Consider the following 16,797-nt stretch of genomic DNA (forward strand, 5'->3'; position numbering starts at 1 on the left):
CACAAGAACCACCCTGTCCGCGAGCGCCCCGGCCAGCTACCTTCACTCCGTGGCGATGTTTCGACTCCAAGGCAGCAAAGTGCTCGCCGTAGACATGACCGGAGACGCCGTGAAGGCGAAGAACGGCTCCATGGTCGCGTACGACGGACAGATGCAGTTCAAGAAGCTCAGCGGCGGTGGTGAGGGCATCCGGGGCATGGTCACCCGGCGCATCACCGGCGAACAGATGACCGTGATGGAGGTGTCGGGGCACGGAACGTGCTGGTTCGCGGACCGGGCCTCGGAGATCAACCTCGTCAGTCTCCAGGGGGACAAACTGTACGTGGAGTCGAGCAACCTGCTCGCGACCGACGCCGGGCTGAGGACGGGCACGTCCTTCACCGGTATGCGCGGCGCCTCGCAGGGCAACGGCCTGTTCACGACCACGGTCGAGGGACACGGCCAGGCGGCGATCATGTCGGACGGCCCGGCGGTCGTACTGCGGGTCAGTCACCAGTACCCGCTGACCGTCGACCCCGGCGCGTACATCGCGCACCAGGGAAACCTGAACCAGTCCTTCCAGTCCGGTGTGACCTTCCGCACGTTCATGGGCGAGGGCGGTGGCGAGGCCTTCCAGATCCGCTTCGAGGGCGACGGCCTGGTGTACGTCCAGCCCAGCGAGCGCAACACGATCGCGGGGGATGTGTGACATGCCGTTCCGCGAGATCAACTCCAAGATGGTCGAGGCCACGGTGATGCCCGGCCAGCGCCTGTTCAGCCAGCGCGGCGCGATGCTGGCGTACAAGGGCGAGGTGTCCTTCACCCCGAACATCCAGGGCGGCCAGGGCGGCGTCATGTCGATGATCGGCCGCCGCGTGGCCAACGAGGACACGCCGCTGATGACCGTGGAGGGCAGCGGCACCGTCCTGTTCGGGCACGGCGGCCACCACGTCACGGTCGTCAACCTCAGCGGCGACACCCTGTTCGTCGAGGCGGACCGGCTGCTCGCCTTCGAGGGCACGCTCCAGCAGGGAACCATGTTCATGGGCTCGCAGGGCGGTGTGATGGGCATGGTGCGCGGCCAGATCAGCGGGCAGGGTCTCTTCACGACCACGCTCAAGGGCCACGGCTCGGTGGCCGTCATGGCTCACGGTGGCGTCTTCGAGGTCCCCATCACCCCGCAGCGCCCGGTCCACGTCGACCCGCAGGCCTACGTCGCCCATTACGGCGACGTCCGCAACAAGCTGTCGACGGCGCTCGGCTGGCGCGACATGGTGGGCCGCGGTTCCGGCGAGGCCTTCCAGCTGGAGCTCAGCGGGAACGGCGTGGTGTTCGTGCAGGCGTCCGAGGAGAAGCTGTGAGCCACTACCCGGGCGCGGGCCCGACCGTGTACGACCCGATGACGCTGCCGTCGGACGACAACGTCAACAACTACACCTTCTGCGTGGAGCTCAAGGGGAGCCAGTGGTTCCTGCAGAAGGGGAAGATGATCGCCTACTACGGGCAGATGGATTTCAACGGCATCGGACACGGCCGGCTCGACGGTCTGGTGCGCACGTCGTTCCATTCGCCTCTGCACGCTAGCGACTGGGTCGTGGCGCAGGGCTCGGGCAAGATGCTCCTCGCCGACCGGGCCTTCGACGTCAATTCGTACGACCTCGAGGACGGCAACCTGACCATTCGCTCGGGCAATCTGCTCGCTTTTCAGCCAAGTCTCGCGCTGAAGCAGTCGATCGTGCCCGGCTTCCTGACGCTCATCGGAACCGGAAAGTTCGTGGCCGCGTCCAACGGTCCCGTGGTGTTCATGGAGCCCCCCATCCGGGTGGATCCGCAAGCGCTTGTGGGTTGGGCCGACTGCCCCTCCCCCTGCCACCACTACGACCACGGGTACATGGCGGGTCTGATGGGCGGTCTACGTGCGATGACGGGCCTCGGCGGGGCCTCCGGCGAGGAGCACCAGTTCGAGTTCGTGGGGGCCGGCACCGTACTGCTCCAGTCGACCGAGGTTTTGATGGCCGAGCAGGCCACGGGGGTGGTTCCGTCCGAGCCCGGAGTACCCGGCGGTCACGGGGTACCCACAGGGCAGCCACAGCAGCCGGGGGTACCGCGCCTTCCCGGACAGCTGGGAGACCTCCAGCGTCGCTTCGGGCTGTGAGCGGTAGTCTGCGGAGTGTGACGTCGAACGTGTGCACGCCGTCACACGACCCTCACTAGTTCGCCTTTCAACCTTTTAGGTAGACTGCATTCATGGAGACCGAGACGGCCACGCGCTGGCTGACCGATACGGAGCAGTGCGCCTGGCGCACCCACCTGGAGGTCAACAGGCTGTTGACGTATCAGCTCGAGCGGGACCTTCAGCCGTTCGGCCTGACGATGAACGACTACGAGATCCTGGTCAATCTCTCCGAGTCGGAGGGCGTGCGGATGCGGATGAGCGACCTCGCGTCCGCCACCCTCCAGTCCAAGAGCCGGCTCTCGCACCAGATCACCCGTATGGAGAACGCGGACCTGGTCCGGCGCGAGAACTGCGAGTCCGACCGCCGCGGCCTGTACGCGGTCCTGACCGAGCACGGCATGGAGACGATGAAGAAGGTCGCGCCCCATCACGTGGCGTCCGTGCGCAGGCACTTCATCGATCTCGTACCGCCGGAGTCCCTGACGGAGCTGGACAAGGCCCTGAAGCCCATCGCGGAGCACCTGCGGGGGCACCGGGGACGCCCCTGACGCCGGGACACGGCTAGGCGACCGGCAGGCGGAGTTCGAACAGGGCTCCGCCTGTCGGCGCGTCCCGGACCGTGAGCGTGCCGCCGTGCCGTGCGGCGACGTCCCGGGCGATGGCAAGGCCGAGCCCGGCCCCGCCGTCGTCCCGTGCCCGCGCCTCGTCCAGCCGTACGAACCGCTCGAAGATCCGCTCCCGGTCCCCGGCCGGTACCCCGTCCCCGTCGTCGGCGACCTCGACCACCGCGTGGCGGTCACCGTCCCGGCGTACCGTCACCGCGACCGCCGACCGGGCGTGCCGCCGGGCGTTGTCCAGCAGGTTGTCGAGCACCCGCTCCAACTGCCCCCGGGATCCCGTCACTTCCACGGCCTGCGCCCGGACCGTCACCCCGTCCCGCCCGGCGGCCCGCTCCCGCACCAGCTCCGCCAGCTCGATCCGCGCGTCGGTGACCCGCTCCCCCGCGTCCAGACGGGCCAGCAACAGCAGGTCCGCGGCGAGGTGTTGCAGTCGTACGGTGTCCTCGACCGCTCCGTCCAGGTCCAGCAACTCCGGATGTGCGGCGGCCACTTCGAGCTGGGTGCGCAGGGAGGCGATCGGGCTGCGCAGCTCGTGCGAGGCGTCGGCGACGAACCTGCGCTGGCGCTCGACGGAGGTCTCCAGGGCGGCCAGCGTCTCGTTGGTGGTGCGGGCGAGGCGGGCCACCTCGTCGTGGGTGTCCGGCACCGGGACGCGACGGGCGAGGTCCTCGGAGGCGGTGATCGCGGCCATCTCGGCGCGGATGCCCTCGACCGGGCGCAGCGCACGCCGGGTGACCAGCCAGGTCACGGCGGACATCACGCCGAGCAGCAGCGGGAAGCCGACCAGCATGACGGTCTGGGCGGTGCCCACGGCGCTCTGTTCGGGGTCCAGCGAGGCGCCCGCGTACACGGTCAGGGTGCCCTTGTCGGGGACCTCGACCTCCACGGCCGCGAAGCGGTAGTCGGCGGACGTGCCGTCGATGGTGGCGGACCCGGCGGTGAGCCGCACGTCGTCGGCGATCTCGCCGGGTTCGAGGGCGGAGGGGTCGTCCCCCGCCTGGTCGTCGTCGGAGTCGTCCGCGTCGCCCGTCCCCCCGGCGCCCGCCCTCGCGCCCGCGGGCGACTGGGGCTCCACCTCGGTGACCCCGGTGCCGCTGATCCGCTCCAGGTGCTCGGTGGCCGCGACCAGACGGCCCTGCGCGTCGACGACCTGGACCGGCTGGTCGTCGTCGTCCAGTTCCAGGCCCGTGTACGGCGTCCCGCCGGAGAGGTCGGCGGCGACCTTGCGCGCGGCCCGCTCGGCCTGGGTGCCCGCCTGGTCGATCAGGTTGGAGCGCAGGGAGAGCAGCACGGCGGCCCCGGCGGCGACCAGCGCCACGGCGACGACCAGGGTCGCGGCCAGCGTGGCCCGCGCCCGGACCGAGCCGAACAGCCGCCTCATCCGCCGGACTCCAGCCGGTACCCGGCGCCCCGGACCGTCCTGATCAGGCCCGCGTCCAGCTTCCGGCGCAGGGTGCTGACGTACACCTCGACGATGTTCGGGTCGCCGTCGTACGCGAAGTCCCAGACGTGCTCCAGGATCTGCGCCTTGGAGACCACCTCCCCGGCCCGTACCGCGAGCTGCTCCAGGACCGAGAACTCCTTGGCGGTGAGGGTGACTTCGGTGCCGTCGAGGAAGACCCGGCGGGCGGCGGTGTCGATGCGCAGCGCTCCGCTCTCCAGCACCGGCGAGGCCCCGGAGCCGTTCCCGCGCCGGCGCAGCAGGGCCTTGATGCGGGCCACGAGGACGACGTAGGAGAAGGGCTTGGTCAGGTAGTCGTCGGCGCCGGTGTCCAGGCCCTCGGCCTCGTCGTACTCGCCGTCCTTGGCGGTGAGCATCAGGATCGGCACCTCGTGGCCGGCGGCGCGCAGGGCGGCGCAGACCCGGTAGCCGTTGAGGCCGGGCAGCATGATGTCGAGGATCACCAGGTCGTACGCCCCCTCGCCGGCCCGGTGCAGTCCCTCCCGGCCGTCGTGCACGACGTCGACGGCGTAGCCCTCGGCGGTGAGGCCCTTGGCGAGGGACAGGGCGAGTCGTTTCTCGTCCTCGACGATCAGCAAGCGCATGGGTACAGCGTCGCAAAGCGAACCTGAAGACGCCTTCAGGAGGCTTCAGGTCGGCTTCAGCTCGCTTCCGGCAGCTTGGTGGTCGTCGAAAGCGACCGAAGCAGAACGAAGCAGACCGGTTCTGGAGGAATTCTCATGAAGCGCAACATCGTCATCGCCACCCTCACCGCCGCCGCCCTGGCCACCGGCGGCACCGTCGCGGCCTTCGCGGCCGGGGACGACGACGCGACGGCGACGCAGCGCCAGACGGACACGAACGCCCAGGTGGCCGCGGACCGCGACGACGACACCGGCGCCGACGACCGCGACGACGACGTCTCCGAGGACCGTACGGCCGTCTCCCACGGCGGTGTCACCGCGGCCGACGCGATCGCCGCCGCTCTGAAGCACACGCCGGGCACCGCCCTCTCCGCCGACCTGGACGACGACGGCGCCGACGCGTGGGAGGTGAACGTCGTCAAGGGCGACGGCACCGAGTACGACGTGCGGGTCGCCCCGGACTCCGGCAAGGTGCTCGGCGCCCTGCGCGACACGGACGACGACAGCGACGCCGACGACCGGGCCGAGCTCGCCGCGGCGAAGGACGCTCGGACCGACGCCCGCGAGGCCGCGCTGGCCGCCGCCGCGAAGGGCACGGTGACCGAGGTCGGCCTCGACGACGACAACGGCACCGTGGCCTGGAGCGTGGACACGGTGAAGGACGGCAAGCAGGGCGAATGGAAGGTCGCCCTGGACTCCGCCAAGGTCACCCAGGACCACGACGACGACGCCTGATCCCGGCCGCTGCCCGGCGGGCCCGGCGGCGCTTTCGGCGGCGCGGGGCTCAGGCCCGGGTCAGGCCCTTCACGAGTTCGTCCGCGGCCCGGTAGGGGTCCAGTTCGCCCGTGACGATCTTCTCCGCGAGGGCGTCCAGGCGCCGGTCGCCGCGCAGGTCGCCGATGCGTTCGCGCAGGGCGGTGACGGCGATGGTCTCGACCTCGTGGGCGGCGCGGGCGCGGCGGCGCTCGGCGAGGACACCGTGCTCCTCCATCCAGGCGCGGTGCTTCTCCAGCGCCTCCACGACCTCGTCGACGCCCTGGGCGCGGGCGGCGACCGTCTTGACGATCGGCGGGCGCCAGTCGCCGGGGCCGCGGGACTCGCCGAGGCCCAGCATGTGGTTGAGCTCGCGGGCGGTGGCGTCGGCGCCGTCGCGGTCGGCCTTGTTGACGACGTAGACGTCGCCGATCTCCAGGATTCCGGCCTTGGCCGCCTGGATGCCGTCGCCCATCCCGGGGGCGAGCAGCACCACGGAGGTGTCGGCCTGGGAGGCGATCTCCACCTCGGACTGGCCGACGCCGACCGTCTCCACCAGGACCACGTCGCAGCCGGCCGCGTCCAGGACGCGGATGGCCTGCGGGGCGGCCCAGGCGAGCCCGCCGAGGTGGCCGCGGGTCGCCATGGAGCGGATGTAGACGCCGGGGTCGGAGGCGTGCTCCGACATGCGCACCCGGTCGCCGAGCAGGGCACCCCCGGAGAAGGGGGACGAGGGGTCGACGGCCAGGACGCCGACCCTTCTGCCCTGCTTGCGGTAGGCGGTCACGAGGGCCGAGGTGGACGTCGACTTGCCCACCCCGGGTGAGCCCGTCAGGCCCACCACGTACGCGTTGCCCGTGAGCGGGGCGAGCGCCGCCATGACCTCCCTGAGCTGTGGGGACGCCCCCTCCACGAGGGAGATCAGCCGGGCCACCGCCCGGGGTCGGCCTTCCCTGGCCTGGGCGACCAGCGAGGAGACGTCCTGCATCACAGCTCCGTTCACCGAGAGGGTCTCAGGCCTTGGGTACCCGCACGACGAGCGCGTCACCCTGACCGCCGCCGCCGCACAGGGCCGCCGCGCCGACACCGCCGCCGCGCCGCTTGAGCTCCAGGGCGAGGTGCAGGACGAGCCGGGCGCCGGACATGCCGATGGGGTGGCCGAGGGCGATCGCTCCGCCGTTCACGTTCACCTTTTCGGTGGATACGCCGAGGTCCTTCATCGACTGGACGGCGACCGCGGCGAAGGCCTCGTTGATCTCGATCAGGTCGAGGTCGGAGACCTCCAGGCCCTCCTTCTTGAGGGCGTGCAGGATCGCGTTGGAGGGCTGCGACTGCAGGGAGTTGTCCGGGCCCGCCACATTGCCGTGGGCGCCGATCTCGGCGATCCACTCCAGGCCCAGCTCCTGCGCCTTGGCCTTGCTCATCACGACCACGGCCGCGGCGCCGTCGGAGATCTGCGAAGCGGAGCCGGCGGTGATGGTGCCGTCCCGGGTGAACGCGGGGCGCAGCTTGCCCAGGGACTCGGCGGTGGTGTCGCCGCGGATGCCCTCGTCCTTGCTGAAGACGACCGGCTCGCCCTTGCGCTGCGGGATCTCGACCGGGGTGATCTCGGCCTCGAAGATGCCGTTCTTCTGCGCGGCGGCGGCCCGCTGGTGGGACAGGGCGGAGAACTCGTCCTGCTCGGGGCGCCGGATGCCGAGGCGGGTGTTGTGCTTCTCCGTGGACTCGCCCATGGCGATGTTCTCGAAGGCGTCGGTGAGGCCGTCGTACGCCATGGCGTCGAGCATCTCGATCGCCCCGTACTTGAAGCCCTCGCGGGACTTCGGGAGCAGGTGGGGGGCGTTGGTCATGGACTCCTGGCCGCCCGCGACGATCACGTCGAACTCGCCGGCGCGGATGAGCTGGTCGGCCAGCGCGATCGCGTCCAGGCCCGAGAGGCACACCTTGTTGACGGTGAGCGCCGGGACGTTCATCGGGATGCCGGCCTTGACCGCGGCCTGACGGGCCGGGATCTGGCCCGCGCCGGCCTGGAGGACCTGGCCCATGATGACGTACTGAACCTGGTCGCCCCCGATCCCCGCACGGTCGAGGGCGGCTTTGATCGCGAAGCCGCCGAGCTCGGCTCCGGAGAAGGACTTCAGTGAACCGAGCAACCGTCCCATGGGCGTACGGGCGCCCGCGACGATCACCGAGGTAGTTGCAGAAGACATGAGCTGCGATCCCCTTACCGGCTGCACTGCCGAGGAGTGAACGAGGGTTTACTTCGAATGTACTGAGTGGCACTCCGTGCCGTCACCCAGCCGTCGGTGTGATCGCGCGCACGTTGCGTAACCGTCCGGTGAGCGCTGCACTGACTACATGCTGACGCGAATCGACCACATCGGGATCGCCTGTTTCGACCTCGACAAGACCGTCGAGTTCTACCGGGCCACGTACGGCTTCGAGGTGTACCACTCCGAGGTCAACGAGGAGCAGGGCGTGCGCGAGGCCATGCTCAAGATCAACGAGACGTCCGACGGCGGCGCCTCCTACCTGCAGCTTCTGGAGCCGACCCGCCCCGACTCCACCGTCGCCAAGTGGCTGGACAAGAACGGCGAGGGTGTCCACCACATCGCTTTCGGTACGGCCGATGTCGACACCGAGGCCGCGGACATCAAGGAAAAGGGCGTACGCGTCCTGTACGAGGAGCCGCGACGCGGCTCCATGGGGTCACGGATCACCTTCCTGCACCCCAAGGATTGCCATGGCGTACTGACAGAACTGGTCACTTCGGCGCCTGTTGAGTCACCTGAGCACTGACCCTCGTACATATGGGCCGGTAGGGTTGGGGGCGGTCGCCGCTCTTCCCAGGGCGACCGGGTCCTGCCCATGGCGGCAGAACCGAGCCGGGGTCCGGGTTTCGGGGGACGGGCGACGGGCAGCAGCCCATGCTGCGTCGTGATCTGACACCATTCCCCGGGGGCCCCGTTCGGCGGATGGACGGGGCTCGTACGGAGAGACTTGCGACCAGGGGACGGATGGGACCGCGCAGTGCGGGGCTACGAACGCCAGGAGCGAGAGCCGGCGGCTGACGTCGACCACCTCTCTCGGTTCGAGGCCGAGATGGATCGGCTGAAGACCGAGCGGGAAAAGGCGATCCAGCACGCCGAGGACCTCGGCTACCAGGTCGAGGTGCTGCGCGCCAAGTTGCACGAGGCGCGGCGCACCCTCATGTCCCGGCCCGAATTCGGCGGCGGTGACATCGGCTACCAGGCCGAGCAGTTGCTGCGGAACGCGCAGATCCAGGCCGACCAGTTGCGCCAGGACGCCGAGCGCGAGCTGAGCCAGGTCCGCGCCCAGACCCAGCGCATCCTCCAGGAGCACGCCGAGCAGGCCGCGCGCCTTCAGGCGGAGCTGCACCAGGAGGCCGTCACCCGTCGGCAGCAGCTCGACCAGGAGCTGGCCGAGCGCCGGCAGACCGTCGAGTCGCACGTCAACGAGAACGTGGCGTGGGCCGAGCAGCTGCGCGCCCGCAGCGAGTCGCAGGCCCGCCGGCTCCTGGAGGAGTCCCGCGCGGAGGCCGAGCAGGCCATGGCGGCCGCCCGTGCCGAGGCCGAGCGGGTCACCACCGAGGCCCGCCAGCGTCTGCAGAGCGAGGCCGAGGCCGCCCGCGCGGAGGCCGAGCAGTTGCTGCGCCGGGCCCGCGCGGACGCCGAGCGGCTGCTGGAGAGCGCCTCCACGCAGGCCCAGGAGGCCACCGACCACGCCGAGCAGCTGCGCACCTCCACCGCGACCGAGTCGGACAGCGCCCGCCGCCAGGCCACCGAGCTGAGCCGGGCCGCCGAACAGCGGATGGCGGAGGCCGAGGAGGCGCTGCGCAAGGCGCAGGCCGAGGCCGAGAAGGTGCTCACCGAGGCGAAGTCGGCCGCCGAGAAGACGCTCGCGAGCGCGGAGTCGGCCAACGAGCAGCGCACGCGCACGGCCAAGGAGCAGGTCGCCCGGCTGGTCACCGAGGCCAGCGAGGAGGCCGAGGCCACCAAGGCGGCCGCCGAGCAGATCGTCGCCGACGCCCGCGCCGAGGCCGAGAAGATCGTCACCGAGGCCGCCGAGAAGGCCCGCACGCTCACCGCCGAGGAGAGCGCGACGCAGCTGTCCAAGGCGGCCAAGACCGCCGAGGACGTCCTCAACAAGGCGCAGGAGGACGCACAGCGGACCACCAGGGCCGCCGCCGAGGAGGCCGAGCGGATCCGCCGCGAGGCGGAGACCGAGGCGGACCGGCTGCGCGCCGAGGCGCACGACATCGCCGAGCAGCTCAAGGGCTCCGCGAAGGACGACACCAAGGAGTACCGCGCCAAGACGGTCGAGCTGCAGGAGGAGGCCCGCCGGCTGCGCGGCGAGGCCGAGCAGCTGCGCGCCGACGCGGTCGCCGAGGGCGAGAAGATCCGCGCGGAGGCCCGCAAGGAGGCCGTCCAGCAGATCGAGGAGGCGGCCAAGACCGCCGAGGAACTGCTCTCCAAGGCCAAGGCGGACGCCGACGAGCTGCGCCAGAGCGCGACCGCGGACAGCGAGAAGGTCCGCACCGAGGCCATCGAGCGCGCCACCGCGCTGCGCCGGCAGGCCGACGAGGTCCTCCAGCGCACCCGCCAGGAGGCCGACCGGCACCGTGAGGAGGCCGCCGAGCAGGCCGAGGAGATCAAGGCCGAGGCCGAGCGCGCCGCCCGCGAGCTGCACGAGGAGACCGAGCGGGCCATAGAGGCACGCAGTGCCGAGGCCGCCGAGGAACTGACCCGGCTGCACACCGAGGCCGAGGAGCGCCTCGCCACCGCCGAGCAGGCCCTGGCCGAGGCCCGTGAGGAGGCCGCGCGGATCCGCCGCGAGGCCGCCGAGGAGACCGACCGGCTGCGCGGCGAGGCCGCCGACCGGATCCGCACCCTCCAGCAGCAGGCCGAGGCCGAGGCCGACCGGCTGCGCACCGAGGCCGCGTCCGACGCCTCCGCCTCCCGCGCCGAGGGCGAGGCCGTCGCCGTACGGCTGCGTTCCGAGGCCGCCGCCGAGGCCGAGCGTCTCAAGACCGAGGCCCAGGACACCGCGGACCGGGTCCGGGCGGAGGCGCAGGCCGCCGCCGAGCGGATCGCCACCGAGGCGACCGAGACGCTGGCCGCCGCCCAGGAGGAGGCCAACCGGCGCCGCCGCGAGGCCGAGGAGTACCTCGGCTCGGCCCGCCAGGAGGCCGACCAGGAGCGTGAGCGGGCCCGCGAGCAGAGCGAGGAGCTGCTGGCCTCGGCGCGCAACCGCGTCGAGGAGGCCCAGGCCGAGGCCGTACGTCTGGTCGAGGAGGCGGAGCGGCGGGCCGGCGAGATGGTGTCGGCCGCCGAGCAGCACGCCCAGCAGGTGCGCGACTCGGTCGCCGGGCTGCACGAGCAGGCGCAGGAGGAGATCACCGGGCTGCGTTCCGCCGCCGAGCACGCGGCCGACCGCACCCGGCGCGAGGCGCAGGAGGAGGCCGACCGGGTCCGCTCGGACGCCTACTCCGAGCGGGAGCGGGCCAGCGAGGACGCGGCCCGGGTCCGGCGCGAGGCCGCCGAGGAGACGGACGCCGCCAAGTCCCTTGCCGAGCGCACCGTCTCGGAGGCGATCGCGGAGGCGGAGCGGCTGCGTTCGGAGGCGTCCGAGCACGCCCAGCGGGCGCGCACCGAGGCCTCGGACACCATCGCCCAGGCCGACCAGGACGCCTCCCGTACCCGGGCGGACGCCCGCGAGGACGCCAACCGCATCCGCTCGGACGCGGCCAGGCAGGCCGACACCCTCATCACCGAGGCGCGCAGCGAGGCGGAGCGGCTCACCGAGGAGACCATCGCCGACACCGACCGGCTGCGGACGGAGACGGTCGCCGAGGCCGAGCGGGTGCGGGCCGAATCGGTCGCCCAGGCCGAGCAGTTGATCGGGGAGGCCACCGGGGACGCGGAGCGGCTGCGCGCCGAGGCCGCCGATACGGTCGGGCAGGCCCAGCAGCACGCGGAGCGGATCCGCAGCGAGGCCGAGCGGGTCCGGGCGGAAGCGGCGGCCGCGGCCGAGGAGCTGGTCAACTCCGCGCGCACGGAGGCCGACCGGACCCTCGACGAGGCCCGCAAGGACGCCAACAAGCGGCGCTCCGAGGCGGCCGAGCAGGTCGACACACTCATCACGGAGACCGCCGCCGAGGCGGACAAGCTGCTCACCGAGGCGCAGCAGCAGGCGCTGAAGACCACCGCGGACGCGGAGGCGCAGGCCGACACCATGGTGGGCGCGGCCCGCAAGGAGGCCGACCGCCTGGTGTCCGAGGCGACGGTCGAGGGCAACGCCCGTGTGGAGAAGGCCCGTACGGACGCGGACGAACTGCTCGTCGGGGCCCGCCGGGACGCCACCGCCATAAGGGAGCGCGCCGAGGAGCTGCGCGACCGGATCACCGGTGAGATCGAGGCACTGCACGAGCGGGCCCGCCGTGAGGCCGCGGAGACGATGAAGTCGACCGGCGATCGCTGCGACGCGCTCATCAAGGCCGCGGAGGAGCAGCTCGCGAAGGCGCAGGCGAAGGCCAAGGAGCTGGTCTCGGAGGCCAATTCGGAGGCCGGCAAGGTGCGCATCGCGGCGGTCAAGAAGGCCGAGGGGCTCCTCAAGGAGGCCGAGCAGAAGAAGGCCACGCTGGTCCGGGAGGCCGAGGAGCTGAAGGCCGAGGCGATCCGGGAGGCCCGGCGCACGGTCGAGGAGGGCAAGCGCGAGCTGGAGGTCCTCGTCCGCCGTCGTGAGGACATCAACACCGAGATCTCCCGTGTCCAGGACGTCCTGGAGGCGTTGGAATCCTTCGAGGCCCCGTCGGCGGGCAAGGACGGTGGCGTCAAGGCGGGCGCCGCGGTCGGCGCCCCCCGTTCGGGTAAGCCGTCGGACAGCTGACCGACTGGTCGGAATCCGGTGCCGTCTGGGGCCTTTGACCAAGTTTTTGGCAAGCCGTCCTTGGGTTAGCCACTCAAAAGGGGTGTCATTCTCCAGATCAAACACGTATCCGCTCGATGACACACCGCTTCGGCCCCTAGGATTCCCCCTATCACCTCACCGGTCTCATTTGACAGGAACCCCATGAGCGACACTTCCCCCTACGGCTTCGAGCTTGTGCGGCGTGGGTACGACCGCGCTCAGGTGGACGAACGGATCTCCAAGCTCGTCTCCGACCGTGACAGCGCTCTCTCCCGCATCACCGCCCTGGAAAAGCGCATCGAGGAGCTCCACCTCGAGACGCAGAACGCCCAGGCCCAGGTCTCCGACGCCGAGCCGTCGTACGCCGGCCTCGGCGCGCGTGTCGAGAAGATCCTCCGCCTCGCCGAGGAGGAGGCCAAGGACCTGCGCGAGGAGGCCCGTCGCGCGGCCGAGCAGCACCGCGAGCTCGCCGAGTCGGCGGCTCAGCAGGTTCGCAACGACGCAGAATCGTTCGCTGCGGAGCGCAAGTCCAAGGCCGAGGACGAGGGCGTCCGGATCGTCGAGAAGGCCAAGAGCGACGCCTCCCAGCTGCGTTCCGAGGCCCAGAAGGACGCGCAGTCCAAGCGTGAGGAGGCGGACGCCCTCTTCGAGGAGACCCGCGCCAAGGCCGCTCAGGCCGCCGCCGACTTCGAGACGAACCTCGCCAAGCGCCGGGAGCAGTCCGAGCGCGACCTGGCCTCGCGTCAGCAGAAGGCGGAGAAGCGTCTCGCGGAGATCGAGCACCGCGCGGAGCAGCTGCGCCTGGAGGCCGAGAAGCTGCGTACCGACGCCGAGCGTCGCGCCCGCCAGACGGTGGAGACCGCGCAGCGCCAGGCCGAGGACATCGTGGCCGACGCCAACGCCAAGGCCGACCGGATCCGTTCGGAATCCGAGCGTGAGCTCGCGGCTCTGACGAACCGTCGCGACTCGATCAACGCCCAGCTGACGAACGTCCGCGAGATGCTCGCCACGCTGACGGGCGCCGCGGTGGCCGCCGCCGGCTCCCCGGCCGACGACGAGCCGATCTCCCGTGGGGTTCCGGCCCAGCAGTCCCGGTAACACCGCCTGACGGCATCAAGGGCCCGCACCTTCTCCCCCGACAGGTGCGGGCCTTCGTCGTACACGGGGGGCGCTCGCGTTTCTTACCGCGCCTGTCGGTCTCCGTTTGCCCATAGGAGTGGCATCCGCTCCGGCGCACCCCTAGCGTGGTCCGCATGATCGAGCTGGCGGGCCTGACGAAACGGTACGGCGAGAAGGTGGCGGTCAACAATCTGACCTTCACGGTCAGACCGGGCATCGTCACGGGCTTTCTCGGTCCCAACGGCGCCGGCAAGTCGACCACCATGCGGATGATGCTGGGCCTGGACCGGCCCACCGCCGGGGACGTCCGCATCGACGGCAAGCACTACGACCAGCTCAAGGACCCGCTGAAGTACATCGGCGCCCTGCTGGACGCCAAGGCCATGCACGGCGGGCGCAGCGCCTTCAACCACCTGCTGTGCCTCGCCCAGAGCAACGGCATCCCGAAGACGCGGGTGCACGAGGTCCTCGACACGGTCGGTCTGACCGCCGTCGCCAGGAAGAAGGCCAAGGGGTTCTCGCTCGGCATGGGCCAGCGGCTCGGCATCGCGGGCGCGCTGCTCGGCGACCCGCGGATCCTCATGTTCGACGAGCCGGTCAACGGGCTCGACCCCGAGGGCATCCACTGGATCCGCAACCTGATGAAGTCCCTTGCCGCGCAGGGCCGTACGGTCTTCGTCTCCTCCCACCTGATGAGCGAGATGGCGCTGACCGCCGACCACCTCGTCGTCATCGGCCAGGGGCGGCTGCTCGCCGACACCTCCATGGCCGACTTCATCGCGCAGAACTCGCGGACCTACGTCCGTATCCGCACCCCGCAGCGCGAGCGGCTGCTGGACGTGCTGCACGCGGCCGGGGTCACCGTCGTGGAGACCGGCAACGGCACGCTGGAGGTGGACGGCAGCAAGTCCGAGTACATCGGCGAGCTGGCCGCGCAGCACCAGATCGTGCTGCACGAGCTGAGTCCCCAACAGGCCTCCCTGGAGGAGGCGTTCATGCAGCTGACCGCGGAGTCGGTCGAGTACCACGCACACAGCGACGCGCCGCCCGGGCAGCAACAGGCCTGGGGCGACGGCTGGAAGGGGAACTGACCATGGCGGCGACCCAGGTCATCCGCTCCGAGTGGACCAAGATCCGGTCGGTGGCCTCCACGGTGTGGACGCTCTCCCTCGCGGTGGTCGTCACCATCGGGCTCGGCATCCTGATCTCGGCCCTGTCGAAGAACGAGTTCGACACCATGAGCCGCGAGGACAAGCTGTCCTTCGACCCGACCTTCATCAGCTTCGCCGGGATGAGCCTCGGCCAGCTCGCGATGATCGTGTTCGGGGTGCTCGTGGTCTCGAACGAGTACAGCACCGGCATGATCCGCACCTCGCTGGCCGCGGTGCCGCAGCGCGCCACCTTCCTGGTGAGCAAGATCGCGGTGGCGACCGGGCTGTGCCTCGTCGTCGGCCTGGTCACGAGCTTCGTCACCTTCTTCCTCGGGCAGGCGATACTCGGCTCGCACGGGGCGGAGATCGGCGACCGGGGTGTGCTGCGTGCCGTGATCGGCGGCGGCCTGTACATGACCCTCATCGCGATGTTCTCGATGGGCGTCGCCGCGATGCTGCGCTCGCCCATGCTGTCGCTCGGCATCCTGATGCCGTTCTTCTTCCTGATCTCCAACATCCTGGGCAATGTCTCGGCGACGAAGAAGATCGGCCGGTTCCTGCCCGACCAGGCCGGCAGCAAGATCATGCAGGTGGTCACCCCGATCGACGACGACACCCCCTACGGCCCCTGGGGCGGGCTCGGAATCATGGCGCTGTGGGTGGCGGCCGCCCTGATCGGCGGTTATGTCCTGTTGAAGAAGCGGGACGCGTGACGCGGGAAGCCTCGGCTTTCATCTGAGCGGAACCGTCAGCGCCCCGATAAGCTCCTAACTCTTACGGGGGGCATGTGCCCCGCTGTCCTGAACCTTGCGATGGGTGCGGAGCATGATCGAGGCAGTCGGCCTGACCAAGCGCTACGGCGACAAGACCGCTGTGTACAACCTTTCCTTCCAGGTGCGTCCCGGTACCGTCACCGGCTTCCTGGGCCCCAACGGCTCGGGCAAGTCGACGACCATGCGGATGATCCTCGGGCTGGACAACCCCACCTCGGGGCAGGTGACGATCGGCGGCTACCCGTATCGCAGGCTGCCCAACGCGGCCCGGCAGGTCGGTGCCCTGATCGACGCCAAGGCCGTGCACGGCGGGCGGGCGGCCCGCAACCACCTGCTGTGCCTGGCCCAGCTGTCCGGGATCCCGGCCCGCCGGGTGGACGAGGTGCTGGGCGTGGTCGGTCTCCAGGACGTGGCCAGGAAACGTTCCAAGGGCTTCTCGCTCGGCATGGGCCAGCGGCTCGGCATCGCGGCCGCGCTGCTCGGCGACCCGCAGGTGCTGCTCTTCGACGAGCCGGTCAACGGACTGGACCCCGAGGGCATCCTGTGGGTGCGCAACCTCATGAAGGCGCTGGCGGCGGAGGGCCGTACGGTCTTCGTCTCCTCCCACCTGATGAGCGAGATGGCGCTGACCGCGGACCATCTCATCGTCATCGGGCGCGGCCAGCTGCTCGCCGACATGAGCATCCAGGACTTCATCGCGGCGAACTCCGCCGGCTTCGCACGGGTGCGCACGCCCGACACCGAGCCGCAGCTGCGGGAGAAGCTGTCGGCCGCGATCACCGAGGCGGGCGGGCACGTCCTGCCGGAGCAGGACGGCGCGCTGCGGGTCACGGGGCTGCCCCTGCCGCGCATCAGTGACATCGCGCACGATTCGGACGTACGTCTGTGGGAGCTGTCGCCGCACCAGGCCTCGCTGGAGGAGGCGTACATGCGGATGACGCAGGGCGCGGTGGACTACCGGTCCACCACGGACCAGAAGGCGGGGCTGATGCAGCCCCTCCCGCCGGGCGCGCAGCCCGCCATGCCGGTCCCGGGCCAGGGCCAGCCGGGCTGGTACGCCCCGCCGCCGCCCCAGCAGGGCGGGCAGCCCTTCGGCGGCCCGCAGGGCCAGGCGCAGCCGGGCCCGTACGGCGCCCCCGGCGCCGCCGTACCCAATCCGTACGCCCAGGCGGGTCCGGCGGCCCCCCAGGGCGCCCCGCAGGCGCCCGCGC

General features: G+C 71.1%; 15 protein-coding genes. 11 read left to right on the top strand and 4 right to left on the bottom strand.

Translation table 11 applies throughout. From position 1 onward, the window contains the following. The first annotated feature begins 55 nt into the window (after positions 1–55). The 4 genes from EHS43_RS17865 (at position 56) to EHS43_RS17880 (ending at position 2,703) form a co-directional block, all read left to right on the top strand. Positions 56–688, top strand: coding sequence for an AIM24 family protein (locus tag EHS43_RS17865; RefSeq protein WP_125191781.1), 633 nt, complete (start codon positions 56–58; stop codon positions 686–688). A gap of 1 nt (position 689) precedes the next feature. Further along, positions 690–1,340 carry an AIM24 family protein gene (locus EHS43_RS17870; protein WP_125191769.1) on the top strand — a complete coding sequence of 217 codons (651 nt, stop codon included), beginning with the start codon at positions 690–692 and terminating at the stop codon, positions 1,338–1,340. After that, positions 1,337–2,134, top strand: coding sequence for an AIM24 family protein (locus tag EHS43_RS17875; RefSeq protein ID WP_125191770.1), 798 nt, complete (start codon positions 1,337–1,339; stop codon positions 2,132–2,134). Before EHS43_RS17870 ends, EHS43_RS17875 begins: the two co-directional genes overlap by 4 nt. A 92-nt stretch (positions 2,135–2,226) precedes the next feature. Beyond that, positions 2,227–2,703, top strand: coding sequence for a MarR family winged helix-turn-helix transcriptional regulator (locus EHS43_RS17880; protein ID WP_125191771.1), 477 nt, complete (start codon positions 2,227–2,229; stop codon positions 2,701–2,703). 13 nt (positions 2,704–2,716) lie between these two features. Here the strand turns inward: EHS43_RS17880 and EHS43_RS17885 are convergent, their stop codons facing one another. Further along, positions 2,717–4,156 (bottom strand): HAMP domain-containing sensor histidine kinase, encoded by a 1,440-nt coding sequence (locus EHS43_RS17885; protein WP_125191772.1) that lies wholly within the window; start codon positions 4,154–4,156, stop codon positions 2,717–2,719. Then, positions 4,153–4,821: a response regulator transcription factor gene (locus tag EHS43_RS17890; RefSeq protein ID WP_125191773.1), complete on the bottom strand. Its 669-nt coding sequence runs from the start codon at positions 4,819–4,821 to the stop codon at positions 4,153–4,155. The genes EHS43_RS17885 and EHS43_RS17890 overlap by 4 nt, the downstream gene beginning before the upstream one ends. 135 nt (positions 4,822–4,956) lie before the next feature. On the opposite strand from EHS43_RS17890, the gene EHS43_RS17895 reads away from it, so the two are divergent. Continuing rightward, positions 4,957–5,595, top strand: coding sequence for a PepSY domain-containing protein (locus tag EHS43_RS17895; RefSeq protein WP_125191774.1), 639 nt, complete (start codon positions 4,957–4,959; stop codon positions 5,593–5,595). 49 nt (positions 5,596–5,644) lie between these two features. Here EHS43_RS17895 and meaB read toward each other — a convergent pair whose 3' ends face one another. Then, the gene (gene meaB, locus EHS43_RS17900; RefSeq protein ID WP_125191775.1) at positions 5,645–6,601 is read right to left on the bottom strand and encodes a methylmalonyl Co-A mutase-associated GTPase MeaB; all 957 of its coding nucleotides are present in this window, start codon (positions 6,599–6,601) and stop codon (positions 5,645–5,647) included. Positions 6,602–6,626: 25 nt separating this feature from the next. Further along, positions 6,627–7,823, bottom strand: a complete 1,197-nt coding sequence (locus tag EHS43_RS17905; protein WP_125191776.1) for an acetyl-CoA C-acetyltransferase — start codon at positions 7,821–7,823, stop codon at positions 6,627–6,629. 148 nt (positions 7,824–7,971) lie between these two features. Here EHS43_RS17905 and mce point away from each other — a divergent pair, with 148 nt between their 5' ends. The 6 genes from mce to EHS43_RS17935 form a co-directional block, all read left to right on the top strand. Further along, complete coding sequence (gene mce, locus EHS43_RS17910) at positions 7,972–8,412, top strand: methylmalonyl-CoA epimerase (RefSeq protein WP_125191777.1); 441 nt, start codon at positions 7,972–7,974, stop codon at positions 8,410–8,412. A gap of 231 nt (positions 8,413–8,643) precedes the next feature. Continuing rightward, positions 8,644–12,522: a polarized growth protein Scy gene (scy, locus tag EHS43_RS17915; RefSeq protein ID WP_125191778.1), complete on the top strand. Its 3,879-nt coding sequence runs from the start codon at positions 8,644–8,646 to the stop codon at positions 12,520–12,522. A 183-nt stretch (positions 12,523–12,705) separates the two neighbouring features. Continuing rightward, positions 12,706–13,641, top strand: coding sequence for a cellulose-binding protein (locus tag EHS43_RS17920; protein ID WP_037721493.1), 936 nt, complete (start codon positions 12,706–12,708; stop codon positions 13,639–13,641). Between the two features lie 155 nt (positions 13,642–13,796). Next, entirely contained in the window at positions 13,797–14,753 is a 957-nt protein-coding gene (locus EHS43_RS17925; RefSeq protein ID WP_125191779.1) for an ABC transporter ATP-binding protein, read from the top strand. A gap of 2 nt (positions 14,754–14,755) precedes the next feature. Further along, positions 14,756–15,526 carry an ABC transporter permease gene (locus EHS43_RS17930; protein WP_185806295.1) on the top strand — a complete coding sequence of 257 codons (771 nt, stop codon included), beginning with the start codon at positions 14,756–14,758 and terminating at the stop codon, positions 15,524–15,526. Between the two features lie 112 nt (positions 15,527–15,638). Beyond that, a partial coding sequence (locus tag EHS43_RS17935; protein WP_125191780.1) for an ABC transporter ATP-binding protein occupies positions 15,639–16,797 on the top strand: 1,159 nt, incomplete at its 3' end.

It is taken from the genome of Streptomyces sp. RP5T (assembly GCF_003933965.1).
In the GTDB taxonomy this organism is placed as follows: Bacteria; Actinomycetota; Actinomycetes; order Streptomycetales; family Streptomycetaceae; genus Streptomyces.

Coding starts and splice junctions, on each gene's coding strand:
- EHS43_RS17865 (WP_125191781.1), top strand. CDS start 56: ATGTTTCGACTCCAAGGCAGCAAAGTGCTCGCCGTAGACATGACCGGA.
- EHS43_RS17870 (WP_125191769.1), top strand. CDS start 690: ATGCCGTTCCGCGAGATCAACTCCAAGATGGTCGAGGCCACGGTGATG.
- EHS43_RS17880 (WP_125191771.1), top strand. CDS start 2,227: ATGGAGACCGAGACGGCCACGCGCTGGCTGACCGATACGGAGCAGTGC.
- EHS43_RS17885 (WP_125191772.1), bottom strand. CDS start 4,156: ATGAGGCGGCTGTTCGGCTCGGTCCGGGCGCGGGCCACGCTGGCCGCG.
- EHS43_RS17890 (WP_125191773.1), bottom strand. CDS start 4,821: ATGCGCTTGCTGATCGTCGAGGACGAGAAACGACTCGCCCTGTCCCTC.
- EHS43_RS17895 (WP_125191774.1), top strand. CDS start 4,957: ATGAAGCGCAACATCGTCATCGCCACCCTCACCGCCGCCGCCCTGGCC.
- meaB (WP_125191775.1), bottom strand. CDS start 6,601: ATGCAGGACGTCTCCTCGCTGGTCGCCCAGGCCAGGGAAGGCCGACCC.
- EHS43_RS17905 (WP_125191776.1), bottom strand. CDS start 7,823: ATGTCTTCTGCAACTACCTCGGTGATCGTCGCGGGCGCCCGTACGCCC.
- mce (WP_125191777.1), top strand. CDS start 7,972: ATGCTGACGCGAATCGACCACATCGGGATCGCCTGTTTCGACCTCGAC.
- EHS43_RS17920 (WP_037721493.1), top strand. CDS start 12,706: ATGAGCGACACTTCCCCCTACGGCTTCGAGCTTGTGCGGCGTGGGTAC.
- EHS43_RS17925 (WP_125191779.1), top strand. CDS start 13,797: ATGATCGAGCTGGCGGGCCTGACGAAACGGTACGGCGAGAAGGTGGCG.
- EHS43_RS17930 (WP_185806295.1), top strand. CDS start 14,756: ATGGCGGCGACCCAGGTCATCCGCTCCGAGTGGACCAAGATCCGGTCG.